The sequence below is a fragment of the Terriglobus tenax genome (assembly GCF_025685395.1).
Lineage (GTDB): Bacteria > Acidobacteriota > Terriglobia > Terriglobales > Acidobacteriaceae > Terriglobus > Terriglobus tenax.
In genome coordinates, this window is the sequence record NZ_JAGSYA010000004.1 from 849,017 (window position 1) to 862,782 (window position 13,766).

Sequence of the window (13,766 nt, forward strand, 5' to 3'; positions counted from 1 at the left end):
ACACCGTTAGAGTACGTCGTTCGCGTTCTGCAAAGAACCGGTATCCCCAAAGCAACTCTTTCTCCAGCCTGTGCGGCATGTTCGGTGAATGCCGAATCACACCCCTTTTGGAGAAAGAAATGGCCTTCCCCACAGCAGTCAATGACCAGATCACCGATGCCGTAACCCAGACCAACGTTACGGTACTGGGCGAGGCTCCCGTACAGGCGATTGCCAGCATGTACCAGGCCACCGCCATGGCGCTGGCCCTGGCCGCTCATAACGCAACCCACACACAGCAGCAGACCTCCATCCTGGCCAACGCCATCACCACCGCATGCGTAAACCGGCTGCATCGGTTGAAGGGATCCGCACAGGTCTAAGCCATGTCTGAAAACGCAAACACCTCCTCCTCCGCTCACACCACGGTCAACAGCCAGATTGCCGATGCCGTATCGCAACTGAACGCCATCACCGGAGAAAGCCTCCCCATCGTCTTCAGCGCGGCTGTCTATCAGAGCGTCGCCGCATCTCTGTCGCTGGCGCTGCAGAATGCCGTCCTCATGCAACAGCACCAGCAGATGCTCCACATGGCCTTCACCACCGCCGCGGCCGAAGCCATCCTGCACGGCGACGAATCGCAGGCCAAGCAGATTCTCGACCTGGCCGAAGCGAAGCTCAAAACCCCAGGCCTGACCAACACCGTGCAGGAGATCAAGACCTGCATGGAAACCATTCGCGAAGAGCTTGAAAAATTCAGGCAGCAATCAACATCCGCCTGACCCGACATCACCACAGGAGAGACACAAATGGCAGAACACACTACAGTCAGCGGCCAGATCACCGATGCCGTCACCCAAACCAATGTGAAGGTCCTTGCCGAATCCCCGGCAATCGCCATGGGCAACCTGTACCAGGCTACCGCCCAGGCGCTTGCCAATGCCGCCCACAATGCAACCAACGCGCAACAGCAGAGCTACGTCACCGCGCAGGCCGCCACCACCATGGGCGTGGCGACGCTCTACTCCCTGGACACGGCAGCTGTCGGAATCTCCACGGAAGACATCCTGTCTCCCAAGCCAAAAGCCGAGTAGCTACCACTCCCGTCCGGGCACGGCTTCAGCCGTGCCACAAACTCCTCCCAGCAAAAACCAACGCCGGCCTCAATGGCCGGCGTCACACCTCACCACTCAATGCCCCGCCGGAGCCTTCCCTCCCGCACGGAAGTGCTTCGCCAGCAGGACCAGGGGCGCTACAGCCAGCGTCGCCCAGCCCATCATGCGGAAGCAGTCCATGAAACCGAGCATGCGCGTCTGCGCCTCCAGCATGGCGTAGACCTGCGCATACGCTCCGCTCGTCGCGTCGGCCGCGCTCATGCCATGCGCCTGCAGATACGAGGTAATCTGGTGGACCGTCTGCTGCAGCGCACCACCCGAGGCGGTAAGGTTTGACCCAAGCCTTTCCTGGTGAAAGTTCTGCCTTCGTTCGCTCATCGTCGTAACAAACGCCACGCCGAAGCTGCCGCCCCAGTTGCGGAACAGGTTGGTCAGGCTCGATGCCTTGTTGTTCTGGTCCGGTCGCAGACCGGAGTATGCCAGCACCGTCAACGGAACAAACAGAAACGCATACCCAAGCCCCTGGTAAGCGCGGGCAAAGGCGTAGTGGAAGTAGTCCGTCTGCAGCGTCAGGTTGCTGTAATAGAACATCGACGCGCCCACCACGCTCAGGCTCACCCCAATCATCACCCGTGGATGCACGATGCCGCGCTGCACCAGTTGCGCCGCCACCGGGGCGAGGAAGGTAATCACCAGCGCCCCCGGCCCAAGCACCAGCCCGGCGTCCATCGCGCGATAGCCGTACAGGCTCTGCAGCACCTGGGGAATCATCGTCGTTGTCGCAAACAATCCCACGCCGAAGACGAAGTAGAAGACACAGGCAATGGCAAAGTTACGGTTGGCCAGCATGTGAAACTCGACAATCGGATCGGGCGCGCGCAGCTCCCACCAGATCGCTGTTCCCCAGCAGGTAACGGCAATGGCCAGAAGCCAGCAGATGGTCGTACTGCCGAACCAGTCATCAATCTGTCCACGGTCGAGCACAATCTCCAGCGCCGCCGACCCGATACCGATCAACGCAATGCCCACGCCATCAATCTTGCTGCCACCCGCGGCCTTGATCTTCCGCCGCTCCTCTTCAAAGGCAGGCGGATCATGCACGAACCGCTCCGTCAGAAGCAGGCTGGCTATGCCGATGGGAATGTTGATAAAAAAGACCCACCGCCAGTTGAAGTTGTCCGTGATCCATCCGCCCAGCACCGGCCCAATCGCCGGTGCGGTCACAATCGCCACCGTGTACAGCGCAAACGCGCTCGCCCGCTTCGCCGGGGGAAAAGTATCCACCAGGATCGACTGCTCCACCGGGGCCAGTCCACCGCCCGCAATCCCCTGCAACACACGCGCAATCAGGATGACGTTCAGGCTTGGCGCAATGCCGCAGAAGAAGCTGGTCACCGTAAACAGCGCCACGCAGAGCATGTAATACGTCTTGCGCCCGAACACGCGGCTCAGCCAGGCCGACATCGGCAGGATGACCGCATTCGCCACCAGGTAGGTGGTCAGAATCCAGGTCACCTCGTCAAAGCTGCGTCCCAGGCCGCCGGCAATGTGCGGCAGCGCTACGTTCGCGATGGAGGTGTCCAGAAGCTCCATGAAGGTGGCAATGGTGACCGTCAACGCCACCACCCACGGATTGATCTGCTTTCGTCCGGCTTCCGCCACGCCACCCTCCCAAAAAAAGACCGAACGGTCTCAACCGCATCCAAAGAAATGAGACCGAACGGTCTCTTAAGCGATAAGATGGAACTCGGCGGCAAAGCGATTCAATGAAAAAAGGCGACCAAACCCGCGAACGCATCCTGGCCCAGGCAGCGCCGGTCTTCAATACCCATGGCTACGAAGGAGCCACTCTTTCGCAGCTTATGCAGGCCACGGGGCTGGAAAAAGGCGGTATATACCGTCACTTTCGCAACAAGGAAGACCTGGCCGCGGAGAGCTTCAAGTACGCCTGGAGCGAGGTGCTGCAGGCACGGCTGGCCGGGCTGGACCAGGTTCCTACCTCTCTCGGAAAGCTACGGCACATCCTCGACAACTTTATCGAGGTCCGCTCCCCGATCCCCGGCGGCTGCCCGCTGCTGAACACCGCCTCCGACAGCGACGACGGCAACCCGGTGCTGCGCGATCTGGCGGAAAAGACGCTGCGCGGCTGGAAGATGCGCCTTATGGGGATCCTGGAAGGCGGCATCGCCGCGGGAGAGATTCAGCCGCTGGTCTCCCCCAAGACCACGGCCAACGTCATGATCGCGACGCTCGAAGGCGCGGTCATGATGACCCGTCTTGAAGGCAACTACGATGCCCTGAAAGACGCGCGCACCGCGCTGATAGCGTATCTGGACTCCATCGCCGTGAAGGGTTGAAGGCTAGTTTGCGGGCTGTAGCCCTGCCTCAGCCGCATCCACGTCGAACTCTTCTTCCATTTCTTCCGGTTCGTAGCTCTCCTGCGGCTGCAGGCCCACGATTCCTACTACGACCAGCGCGAGAATCTGCGGCTCAATGGGCTGACGGTAGTCCATGGACGCATGCGTCAGATAGTACGGAATGGGAAAGAGCGTGATCAGCACCAGGTAGGGCATCGCTGAGCGCCAGTCCTGGCTGACCCAGCGGCGGATGCCGCGAAGCATCAGCAGCGTCAACCCCGTGCAGAAGAACCAGTTGGGAATGTCGAAGGGTTCGCGCTTCAGGTAGCTGGGATTGAAGCTCCAGAAGCTGGTCCAGTAGCGCAACGCACGACGCAGGGTGACACCTGCGAAGTAGATGGGGTACTGCCGGATGAAATGGATAGAGAGATCGTGCTTCTCCTGCAGGTAGGCGGTCTCGCCCATCTCAACCCATTTCTTCATCTCATAGGCGTTGCTTGCCGGGTGCGCCTCAGGCGGATTAGTGACCGAGGTGTCACCGTGGTTGCCCGCGTAGAACTCCAGCCAGAAGCCATCTCGCAGCGGCACAGCGGTATGCAGAGCGCGCTGGTTACGGATGGACCAGGGGAGAACCACGATGATGGTGGCGAGGAGGGCCACGGCCATGCGGCGAATCCACGGGCCTCCGGCACGGCGAACGCGCCAACCAGCGATCATCAGAAGGAACGGCAGAGAGGTCAGCACGGAAGGATTCGACAACAGCGTAATGCCGAACAGAGCGCCAAACGCCGCCCACCCGATGGAACGGTGCGACCGATGCAGCACCTGCGCGGCCCAGAAGCAGCAGGCGAACAGCAGAGAGGTCAGGGCGTAGTCCCACACCTGCGACGCCGAGAAATAGATCGCGAAGGGATACAGAGCCCATCCCCATGCGGCCCAGCGCGCGGCACGCTCACCGGCCACGTTGCGGACGCTGAAGTAAACCGGGATGCAGGTCAGAGCGGAGAACAGGCCATTGAGCGCCAGCATGGCATAAGCAGCCTGCACCGTGTACAGGCCAAAGACCTTGAACGCCATCGTCATCAGGTACGGATAGATGGGCGGCACCAGGGCGGTTGGCCCGGTCATAGGCAGGAAGGGGGCGCTGTAGCCATGGCCAAGGTAAAGAGCCCGGGCGACCCATCCCATTTCGGCGCCGAAGTCACCGTGATCAAAGGTTGCCTTGGCAATATCTCCCGCACAAAAAGCAGCAACCAGCAAACGGATTGCAAGCGCGCAGAAGACGATGGCTGGCAGCAGTTTAATGGGAGAGTCGAAGTTGTCCCGGAGACGGTTCAGCAGAGTATTGCGCTCGATGCGAGCGAGCAATGTCGTCATGCAGCCTTACCGGAGATGCGTGACGCACAGGATGTCGCCTTGCCAGCGGCGCACAATGGGGTACCTATCATGGAGCTCCTTCACGAGCTTTTGGACGCAGTTTCGCATCCCTGGTACTACAGAGCCGTTGCCGTTTTTCCATCGCCAGATGGCAGGGCTTTCAGCATTGGTATCACGGGTGTCGTACTTAGTGTTTCATTTCCAGGCATTAAGATGTTTAAAGAAGCATGTCGCAAGCGATCACAAGCCGAACCAATCCTCGCCTGAAGCAGCTTCGCGCTGCCCTGAATGGGCAACCCCGGCTTTCCGATGGGTTGATCGGCCTGGAAGGCGAGCACCTGCTGGAAGAGGCTCTTCGCAGCGGGGTGGAGGTCAGGACGGTTTTTCTGCGCGAGGACCGTGCCCTGCCGGGATCTCTTCCAAACCATCCAGACTTTGAGGTGCTGACGGTCGCAAAGGATGCCTTTGTTTCCGCAACGGAGACACCCCAGGGGATCGCGGCGCTGGCCGTCCCACCGCTGCATGATGTCGATGACCTGCTGCGCGGCAGACCGCTGATCGTCATTACGGAAGCCCTGCAGGATCCGGGCAACCTTGGCACTATCATTCGCACGGCAGAGGCGTTTGGCGCGACCGGCATACTAACCTTGCCGGGAACCGTTTCTCCGTGGAACCAGAAAGCCCTGCGGGCTTCTGCCGGCTCGGCCCTGCGGCTGCCTGTGGTGGCGGGGGATCGCTCAACCATTGACCTGCTGCGCGGCAAGGGTGTGCGCATTCTTGCAGCCGTCCCTGCGGACGGCATTCCTGCAACCAAGGCCGGACTGGTGGAACCGTGCGCCATCCTGCTGGGCAATGAAGGCGCGGGGCTGTCGCCCTCCATGCTTGGTCTGGCCGATGAGCGTATCACGATTCCAACACCGGGGCCGACCGAGAGCCTGAACGCCGCGATCGCCGGCAGCATCCTTTTATATGAAGCAGCGCGGCAGCGCGCAGGGGAATAGATGGGTTTGTTTGGTGGACCTCCGTTGGCGCAGGACGTAAGTTCTTCGCGCGCTCCGCTGGCCGAGCGTATGCGCCCGCGCACGCTGGATGAATATGCCGGGCAGGAACATCTGCTTGCGCCGGGCAAACCGCTGCGCACACAAATAGAGCAGGACGACTCCGCGTCCATCATTCTCTGGGGTCCGCCGGGCGTGGGCAAGACCACGCTGGCCAAGATCATTGCACGCGTCACGCAAGCCACCTTCATTGAGTTCTCCGCCGTACTCGCGGGCATCAAGGAGATCAAGCAGGTGATGGCCGATGCGGAGAAGGCCGCGCAGATGGGATCGCGCACCATCCTGTTTGTCGACGAGATCCATCGCTTCAACAAGGCACAGCAGGATGCGTTTCTACCGTACGTGGAACGCGGCTCCATCCGCCTGATCGGTGCAACGACCGAGAACCCTTCGTTTGAAGTGAACGCGGCATTGCTGTCGCGATGCCGTGTCTACACGCTGCAACAGCTCACGCAGCCGCAGATTGTCGCGCTGCTGCAGCGCGCGCTGACGGATGAAGAGCGCGGCCTGGGCAAGCTGCATGTGGGCGCTGAAGAAGCTGCACTGGCCACGCTGGCCAGCTACTCCAGTGGAGATGCGCGCTATGCGCTGAATGCTCTGGAGGTTGCGGCCAAGCTGGCTGCTTCGCGCAAGCAGGAGACGCTGACCGAAGCCCTGGTGACCGATGCCCTGCAACAGCGCGTACTGCTGTATGACAAGAGTGGCGAGCAGCACTATGACCTGATCTCGGCTCTGCACAAGTCAGTACGCAACTCCGATGTGGACGCCGCGCTGTACTGGCTGGGACGCATGCTGGCCGCGGGTGAAGACCCGATGTACGTGGCGCGGCGCGTGGTGCGCATGGCCGTCGAAGACATTGGCCTGGCCGCTCCGGAGGCACTGAACCTGTGTCTCTCCGCACGCGATGCGATGCACTTTCTCGGCTCACCCGAGGGTGAGCTGGCATTGGCGCAGGCGGTTGCCTACATTGCGCTCGCACCGAAGTCGAACGCGGTGTACACGGCATGGGGAGCGATCCAGCAGGATATTCAACGCACAGCCGCAGAGCCGGTGCCGCTGCACCTGCGCAATGCCCCGACGAAACTGATGAAGTCTCTGGACTACGGCCGCGACTACCAGTACGCGCATGATGTGGAGGGCAAGGTGGCCGATATGGAGTGCCTGCCACCGTCGCTGGCCAACCGCCGCTACTATCAGCCCACGCAGGACGGCCGCGAGAAGCTGCTGGCACAGCGGATGGATGAGATACGACGCATTCGCGAGTCGAAACGGAAGGGCTAAGTCTCCTTCGGCTTTCGAAACGCAAAGATGATCGCAAGCAGCGGCGGGGCCAGCAGTACTCCCCAGAAGGGGATGACGATGCCCAGCACGATGGGGCCGAAGAAGGCCGCCCACCAGGGCACGCGTGCGGTGCGCTTGAGCAGATAAGGCTGAATGAGCAGGCCGTCGATGGCGGCGATCAGTCCATATAGGCCAAGCAGCCAGCAGTAGCTGTACCAGTCCTTGTCTGTAAACAGAAGCGCCATGGCCGGGCCGCAGACGCTGAGCACCGGTCCGAAGTTGGGAATGAACTGCAGCAGGCCGCCGAGCAGAGCCCATAGCGGAGCCAGTGGCACACCGATCAGCGTGAGTCCGAGCCACCAGATCAGGCCGACGATCAACGCGTCCAGTGTGGTGGCACGCCACCATGCCAGCAACGCTCCGCCGGCGGTCTTCAGTGGATTCTCAGGTTCGTATACAGCCAAAGCAGCCCTCCTCGGGAATTCGCATCCTATGGGTTGGATGCTCACTGCGACAGAAACGCAAACACTGACGTGAGCACGAGCTTTGCCCTTGGAGAACGACCGTTATGGCAGTAATGATGCAGGCCTTTTACTGGGATGCCCCGATTGCAGAAGAGAAGCAGGGCGAGTGGTGGAATCACGTGAAGGAGTTTGTGCCGCAGCTTGCCGCCTCCGGCATCAATGCGCTGTGGCTGCCGCCGATCTCGAAGGCTGCGACCATCACCTCCAACGGCTACGACCCGTATGACTACTTTGACCTGGGCGACTTTGACCAGAAGGGCGGCGTGAAGACGCTGTATGGCAACCGCGCCGAGTTGGAGGCGCTGCTCAACACGGTCCACGAGCACAAGATGGGCGTGTACGCCGACATGGTGATCAATCACAACTCCGGCGCGGACGAAGAAGAGGTCAACCCGCTGGACGGGCAGAAGCGGTGGACGAAGTTCGCGCCCAAGTCGGGTAAGTTTCCGCGCGACTGGAACTGCTTTCACCCCTCGCGCTATGAACAGGTGATGATGGAAGGCGAGAACTTCGCGGGCTTCCCGCACCTGTGTCATCGCAACCCCCGGGTCTATGAGGCGATGTACGAGTATGCCCGCCTGTTAATTGAGGAACTGAAGTTCGACGGCTTCCGCTTCGACTTTGTAAAAGGCTTTGAGCCGTGGATGATCGGCCTTCTGGCCAAGTATCGCTATGAGCGCGACGGCAACGAGTTTGTGCCGTTTGTTGTGGGCGAGCACTGGTCCAGCAAGGAAGAGATCGGCGGCTGGCTGGAGCGCGTCAATCGCCACACCGACTCGCAGATTGCCGCTTTTGATTTTCCGCTGCGTTACAAACTGAAGGACCTGTGCGACACGCTGCAGTATGACCTGCGCGACCTGACCGACGACGGCGCCGTGGTGACCAAGCGGCCCTTCAACGCCGTGACCTTCGTGGACAACCACGACATGGGCGACAACCAGATTGTGAACGACAAGATGCTGGCCTACTCCTTCATCCTGATGAACGAGGGCTACCCCTGCATCTTCTGGTACGACTACTTCAACAACCAGTTGGCGCGTCCACAGACGCCGAACGGCATTGACGCGCTGATTGATGCGCACCATCGCTACGCCGGCGGCGAGGCCTGCATTCTGCACGCCGACCCTGACCTGTACATTCTGCAACGCGGCGGCCACGAGGAACAGCCGGGCCTGATCTATGTGTTGAACAACCTGGGCGATCAGTGGTCAGGCACCTCCGTCAAGACCAAGTGGCCCAACCAGAAGTTCAAGCCGGTGGCATGGGACGGACATGACACGGCGCATCCGGATGAACGTACGACGGATGACGAAGGCAACGCAGAGTTCCCTGCACCGCCGCGGGGGTATTGCGTGTATGTGCCGGTGAGTGAGTAACAGGCGGAATCGCCTTTGTCTTTTTGGTTGTCATCCCATAGATGTCTGCTTCGTTTGATCTGGAGTGAAATGCAGGTTTTTCCACTGCGCTGCGCTTCGGTCGAGATGACAACGATCTGCGGCCATCGAACCCACCCTTGTGTTGCGAGGTGGGGCACCCGGGTTGGATGGATACGAAGCAGATTCCTCCGCTGCACTACGGAATGACAACAAGAAGAGCGTGCAGGGTTCCGAGAGTAGCTCGAACCCTGTTCTCCCATCACAAAAGCACGATCCATGGGTTGTGGCTTCTTGCCAAGTGGCGGGGAGCTACCGTAACGTCATCTCGCACGTCCCATAGTCATCGCCATACGTCTGTACGAAAGAAGGTTTTCCGATGAAATTCCTCCGTCTTGCCACGAGTTCCTTTGTGCTCGCACTCGCTCTTTGTTTTGCCTCGCCGCTCCACGCGCAGACCGCGCAGGCGTCGCTTGCCAAGGACACGCAGACCCTTTCAACCAAGTTCACTGGCCTGGCCCGCGTGATGGCCGGCAAGTATGACTGGAAGCCCGGTACGGGTATCCGGTCGGTGGGTGAGGTCTTCAACCTGATCGTCGCGGAGAACGGCATGCTGCTGCGCACCGTAACCGGCGCGACCGGACCCGCAGAAAAGCCCGTTCCGATTACCGATCCTGAAAAGCTGCAGGCGGCGTTGAAGGATTCGTACGCGGCCCTGGACAAGGCGATCAGCGCCCTGTCGGACAGCGATCTGAAGGCCAGCGTGAAGCTGTTTGGCCGTGAAATGACGAAGGAAGACGCGCTGCACATGCTGCTCTCTGACCAGCACGAGCATCTGGGCCAGTCGATTGCCTATGCGCGTATGAACGGCGTGGTTCCGCCGTGGTCGAAGTAGGTTGATTTCGCTATGGGTCCGCTTTCCGGGAAGGCGGACCCTTAGCAGGCTGAAGCCGTGCCCTGACAAGGTGGTCGCGCGATGCTCACATCTGGCTTTGCCAGATATGGGCACACAGGGATTGGGTAGGCAATAGTGCCGGGGGGAATCAACGGCAATTCCGAGTGGAACCTTTCCACTGCTGCAGCGTCCATTAGCATGGATGACGTTATGCCCTGGCCAAAGAAAATCTGCGCCCTGTGTGAAGAAGAGTTCGAACTGAAGCCCGACAAACCGGGCTTCGCCAACCACTGCCCCACCTGTACCGCGTTCGAGATGGAAGAAGAGGCCGCCAGCAAGGGCCCGATGGATGCCGATACACGCAAGTACGAGGCGGAAGTGAATGAGGCGCGGCGCGCCACCATCCGCAACATGCTGTATCGCAAGGACAGCTAACCGCTCCACCGGGCTATCATGACAGGCATCCCGGCGTTCCAGGAGCGTGCCACCATGAAGCCCTTTTCTCTTGCCCTGTATATGGCGCTGACGGCTGCTGCCCTGGCCCAGCCGTCAGCGGCCAGGCCACCCATCGTGCCAGGCGGCGAGACGCGCCATCTGACCGAACACACCTACGCTATTGAAGACAAGGACACGACGCCCGGTGTGCCGAACATCGGCTTTGTGGTGGGGACGCGGGGTGTGCTGGTGATCGACACCGGCATGGGGCCGCGCAACGGCCGCACGGTGCTGGCCGAAGCGGAAAAGCTGGCCGCCGGCAAGCAGATCTACCTGGTGACGACACATGTGCATCCGGAACACGACCTGGGTGCGGAGGCCTTTCCCGCCACGACAAAGATGATCCGTTCGGCCGACCAGGAGGAGGATATCCGGCACCATGGGTATGACCTGACAAAGGTCTTCATTGCCCGCAGCCCCGTCAACGCCGAGTTGCTGAATGGAGCAAAGTTCCGCACCTCCGACATTCACTTCGACAAGGAGTACACGCTCGAGCTTGGCGGCGTGACAGTGCGCATTTTTGCTACCGGGCCGGACCACACGCTGGGCGATACGGCGATCTGGGTACCGTCGGAGCGAGTGCTCTTCTCCGGTGATGTCGCCATGCGCGGCCTGCCGTCGTTTATTCCGCCGGACTCCAGCCTGCAGCAACTGGCTACTGAGCCTGGAGGAGTTTGCCGCACTGAAGCCGATCGTAGTGGTGCCAAGCCATGGACCGGTTGGCGATGCCAGCTACATCTCCAACTACCAGGCACTGCTGACAACAATCCGCGACCGTGCGGCTGCCTTGAAGCAGCAGGGGCAAACGGTGGACCAGGTGGTGGCAACGCTGAGCGCAGAACTGGTGCCACAGTACAAGGACACCAACCGGCTGGGCGGAGCCATCCGCACGGCTTACGCCGAGGCGCCGTAATCGACGGAGCGCATGGCGGTGAAGAGAGCTTCCCAGCCGCTGTCGCCTAATGCTCTGCGCAGGCGTTTTTGCGCCCGCTGCCAATAAGGCGTGGTTTCGGCCAGCAGGGTGCGGCCCGCGGCGGTGACGCGGATCTCGCCGCGGCCTCCTTCCAGCCATCCGCGCTTCTTCATTACGGCCACATCGCGCGAGATGGTGGTTTTATCCATGGCAAGAGCACGGGCCAGCCCGGCCTGGGTGCAGTGCGGCAGGTTCGCCGCCGTTTGCAACAGGCCGAATTGCGCCGGTTCCATGTGCGCCCCCATTTCCTCGGCATACATCTTCGTCAGCACACGCGCCATGCGCCGTGCGGACATGCAGGCGCATGGAAGGGGTGGCAGGCTGCTCACTTCTGCGCTCCGAGAAGGCGCTTGAGCGGCTGCAGCGGCGCCAAGGGGGTGAACTCCAGGTTGACGAGACCGGCCTTGTCCAGCGGCAGAGCGCCCATGATGGCCTTGGCGTCATCAACGCTGGTGGCGTTCAGGATGAACATGACGCCGGTGCCGTCAGCGCGGGAGAACCATTGCAGGATCTTGCCATCGAGGTAGGCCTGTACGGTATCCGTCACTTCCTGCTGCATGACGGGGCCCATCTTTTCCCGCATACCGGGCTTAGCGGTGAGGTTGACCAGGACACAGGTGGGTTTGACGGCGGTCTGGGCGTGAAGAGCGGCATAGGAGGCGAACAACAGAACGAGAACGGCGAGCTTGCGCATAAGTCTCCGATAAAGTTGCAGATACAACTTTATGTACACCTTATTTCTACCTCCGTCTATAAAATTCCTGGCTACGTACGAATTTATGGCGCACAACCAGGGGGCAAACGCGGTCTCACCCGGTTCGCCTGTAAATTTTGCATCCAAAGATTACACACGCAATCTAATGGGGTCATATGCGGTATAACCCCGAACACAAGACGCGCACCCGTGATCGAATCGTCAGGAACGCTGCTCGTCAGCTCCGCGCCGAGGGGCTGAGCGGTTCCGGCGTGGCCAGCGTCATGAAGGCTTCGGGCCTGACTGTGGGTGGCTTTTACAAGCATTTCCATAGCAAGGACGAGCTTGTTGCCGATGCCATTGCCCAGGGATTCGCGGAGTTTGACGATAAAGCCAATTCCATCCTGCTCGATGTGCCTCAAGAAGACAGGTGGAAAGAGATGGTTCGGCGGTATCTCTCGCTCGAGCACTGTGATCATCCGGAAATCGGCTGTCCGGTTGCGGCATTGGCTCCTGAAATTGCTCGCGCCGAAGTTTCCGTGAGACAACGAGCCGCGGATCTCATCCAGGAACGCAAAGATCAGCTGCTGCAAATGATGCCGGGGGCGACCGCAACGGAGCGGGAACGGAATTTTTTCATTCTCCTTAGCGCCATGGCGGGCGCCATTTCGGTAGCCCGCATTCACCCTGAGGCCGCCGACCGCCAAAAGATATTGCAGGAGATGCAAGACCACCTTTTACGCAGCTTCTGATTTTTTTGCATCAGTAGGATTATTTACATAATCCTATATTGCAGACGAGTTCTGGAAGCCCCACTCGCAGGCGCAAAAGCCCAGGATTGGCGGACGTTGAACGCGCGAAAGGAAACTTATGAAACTCACCGGCCGCACCATTCTTATTACCGGAGGCTCTGCCGGCATCGGCCTTGCTTTCGCCCTCAAGTTCCTCGATCTCGGCAACCAGGTCATCGTAACTGGGCGGCGGCAAGGGGTGCTCAACGAGGTAAAGGCAAAGTACCCGAAGCTCCATGTCATCCAGAGCGACGTGGCGGACCAGGCACAAATCGGCGCCCTGGCGGCACGCGTCAAGGCGGATTTCCCCAGGCTCGACGTGCTGATGAATAACGCGGGCATCCTGCTTTATAAAAACCTCAGGACACCGGCGGCTGACCTGGCCAGCTTGATGACGGAGATGAATATCAATGTGGGCGGTGTCATCGGGATGACCTCCGCATTCATCGACATTCTTACGGCCAACCGAGGGACGGTAATCAACGTGTCCTCCGGTCTTGCCTTCGTGCCGCTGCCGCCCGCACCCATCTACTCGGCCACCAAAGCCGCCATTCACTCCTACACGCAATCGCTGCGGTTCCAATTGGAAGAAACCGGCGTCGAGGTCATTGAGATCATGCCTCCTGCGGTTAAGACGGACATGACGACCGAGCTTGCCGAGGGCGGCGCCAGCGTGATCACCACGGACGAGTTGGTCAAGCAATCCTTCGCATCCCTGAAGGCGGGAACTCTTGAGATCCGGCCGGGGCAATCCAAGCAGCTCGCTCTTCTCCGCCGTCTTGCTCCCGATTTCATCAACAGGCAGCTTTGGAAGGCATCGAAAAAGCTGGTGCCGGCCGAGCAGGCGTAGGCGG

The 13,766-nt window shown here is 60.4% G+C and carries 17 protein-coding genes; 12 read left to right on the forward strand and 5 right to left on the reverse strand.

Translation table 11 applies throughout. The features are described 5' to 3' along the window. The first annotated feature begins 119 nt into the window (after positions 1–119). Genes OHL13_RS09075 through OHL13_RS09085 form a run of 3 tightly spaced genes read left to right on the forward strand, consistent with a single transcriptional unit; the run spans position 120 to position 1,073 of the window. Complete coding sequence (locus OHL13_RS09075; protein WP_263409809.1) at positions 120–362, forward strand: RebB family R body protein; 243 nt, start codon at positions 120–122, stop codon at positions 360–362. A gap of 3 nt (positions 363–365) precedes the next feature. Beyond that, complete coding sequence (locus OHL13_RS09080; protein WP_263409810.1) at positions 366–761, forward strand: RebB family R body protein; 396 nt, start codon at positions 366–368, stop codon at positions 759–761. A gap of 27 nt (positions 762–788) precedes the next feature. Next, positions 789–1,073 (forward strand): RebB family R body protein, encoded by a 285-nt coding sequence (locus OHL13_RS09085; RefSeq protein ID WP_263409811.1) that lies wholly within the window; start codon positions 789–791, stop codon positions 1,071–1,073. A 96-nt stretch (positions 1,074–1,169) separates the two neighbouring features. On the opposite strand, the gene OHL13_RS09090 is transcribed toward OHL13_RS09085, so the two are convergent. Further along, positions 1,170–2,756, reverse strand: a complete 1,587-nt coding sequence (locus tag OHL13_RS09090) for a DHA2 family efflux MFS transporter permease subunit (protein WP_263409812.1) — start codon at positions 2,754–2,756, stop codon at positions 1,170–1,172. A 104-nt stretch (positions 2,757–2,860) separates the two neighbouring features. On the opposite strand from OHL13_RS09090, the gene OHL13_RS09095 reads away from it, so the two are divergent. Then, entirely contained in the window at positions 2,861–3,451 is a 591-nt protein-coding gene (locus OHL13_RS09095) for a TetR/AcrR family transcriptional regulator (RefSeq protein WP_263409813.1), read from the forward strand. A gap of 3 nt (positions 3,452–3,454) precedes the next feature. On the opposite strand, the gene OHL13_RS09100 is transcribed toward OHL13_RS09095, so the two are convergent. Beyond that, positions 3,455–4,828 (reverse strand): ArnT family glycosyltransferase, encoded by a 1,374-nt coding sequence (locus OHL13_RS09100; protein ID WP_263409814.1) that lies wholly within the window; start codon positions 4,826–4,828, stop codon positions 3,455–3,457. 227 nt (positions 4,829–5,055) lie between these two features. Here OHL13_RS09100 and OHL13_RS09105 point away from each other — a divergent pair, with 227 nt between their 5' ends. Together OHL13_RS09105 and OHL13_RS09110 are read left to right on the forward strand one after the other, a co-directional pair. After that, positions 5,056–5,829, forward strand: coding sequence for a TrmH family RNA methyltransferase (locus OHL13_RS09105; protein WP_263409815.1), 774 nt, complete (start codon positions 5,056–5,058; stop codon positions 5,827–5,829). Next, positions 5,830–7,167, forward strand: coding sequence for a replication-associated recombination protein A (locus tag OHL13_RS09110; protein ID WP_263409816.1), 1,338 nt, complete (start codon positions 5,830–5,832; stop codon positions 7,165–7,167). On the opposite strand, the gene OHL13_RS09115 is transcribed toward OHL13_RS09110, so the two are convergent. Then, positions 7,164–7,631: an AI-2E family transporter gene (locus tag OHL13_RS09115; RefSeq protein ID WP_263409817.1), complete on the reverse strand. Its 468-nt coding sequence runs from the start codon at positions 7,629–7,631 to the stop codon at positions 7,164–7,166. The genes OHL13_RS09110 and OHL13_RS09115 overlap by 4 nt on opposite strands. Before the next feature lie 104 nt (positions 7,632–7,735). Here OHL13_RS09115 and OHL13_RS09120 point away from each other — a divergent pair, with 104 nt between their 5' ends. From OHL13_RS09120 to OHL13_RS09135, 4 genes are all read left to right on the forward strand, one after another. Then, complete coding sequence (locus tag OHL13_RS09120; protein ID WP_263409818.1) at positions 7,736–9,067, forward strand: alpha-amylase domain-containing protein; 1,332 nt, start codon at positions 7,736–7,738, stop codon at positions 9,065–9,067. 376 nt (positions 9,068–9,443) lie between these two features. After that, a complete protein-coding gene (locus OHL13_RS09125; protein ID WP_263409819.1) occupies positions 9,444–9,959 on the forward strand; it encodes a DinB family protein in 516 nt (171 codons plus the stop codon). Between the two features lie 210 nt (positions 9,960–10,169). Then, positions 10,170–10,394 (forward strand): hypothetical protein, encoded by a 225-nt coding sequence (locus OHL13_RS09130; protein ID WP_263409820.1) that lies wholly within the window; start codon positions 10,170–10,172, stop codon positions 10,392–10,394. Positions 10,395–10,448: 54 nt separating this feature from the next. Further along, positions 10,449–11,417, forward strand: coding sequence for an MBL fold metallo-hydrolase (locus tag OHL13_RS09135; RefSeq protein ID WP_263409821.1), 969 nt, complete (start codon positions 10,449–10,451; stop codon positions 11,415–11,417). Here OHL13_RS09135 and OHL13_RS09140 read toward each other — a convergent pair. Both OHL13_RS09140 and OHL13_RS09145 read right to left on the reverse strand, forming a co-directional pair. Then, entirely contained in the window at positions 11,349–11,723 is a 375-nt protein-coding gene (locus OHL13_RS09140) for a MarR family winged helix-turn-helix transcriptional regulator (RefSeq protein WP_263409822.1), read from the reverse strand. The genes OHL13_RS09135 and OHL13_RS09140 overlap by 69 nt on opposite strands. Positions 11,724–11,752: 29 nt before the next feature. Further along, on the reverse strand, positions 11,753–12,121 hold the full coding sequence (locus OHL13_RS09145) for a YciI family protein (protein WP_263409823.1): 369 nt from the start codon (positions 12,119–12,121) through the stop codon (positions 11,753–11,755). 176 nt (positions 12,122–12,297) lie between these two features. Between OHL13_RS09145 and OHL13_RS09150 the strand changes: the two genes are divergently transcribed. Further along, positions 12,298–12,873 carry a TetR/AcrR family transcriptional regulator gene (locus tag OHL13_RS09150; RefSeq protein ID WP_263409824.1) on the forward strand — a complete coding sequence of 192 codons (576 nt, stop codon included), beginning with the start codon at positions 12,298–12,300 and terminating at the stop codon, positions 12,871–12,873. Between the two features lie 118 nt (positions 12,874–12,991). After that, on the forward strand, positions 12,992–13,762 hold the full coding sequence (locus tag OHL13_RS09155; RefSeq protein ID WP_263409825.1) for an SDR family oxidoreductase: 771 nt from the start codon (positions 12,992–12,994) through the stop codon (positions 13,760–13,762). Positions 13,763–13,766: the final 4 nt, after the last annotated feature.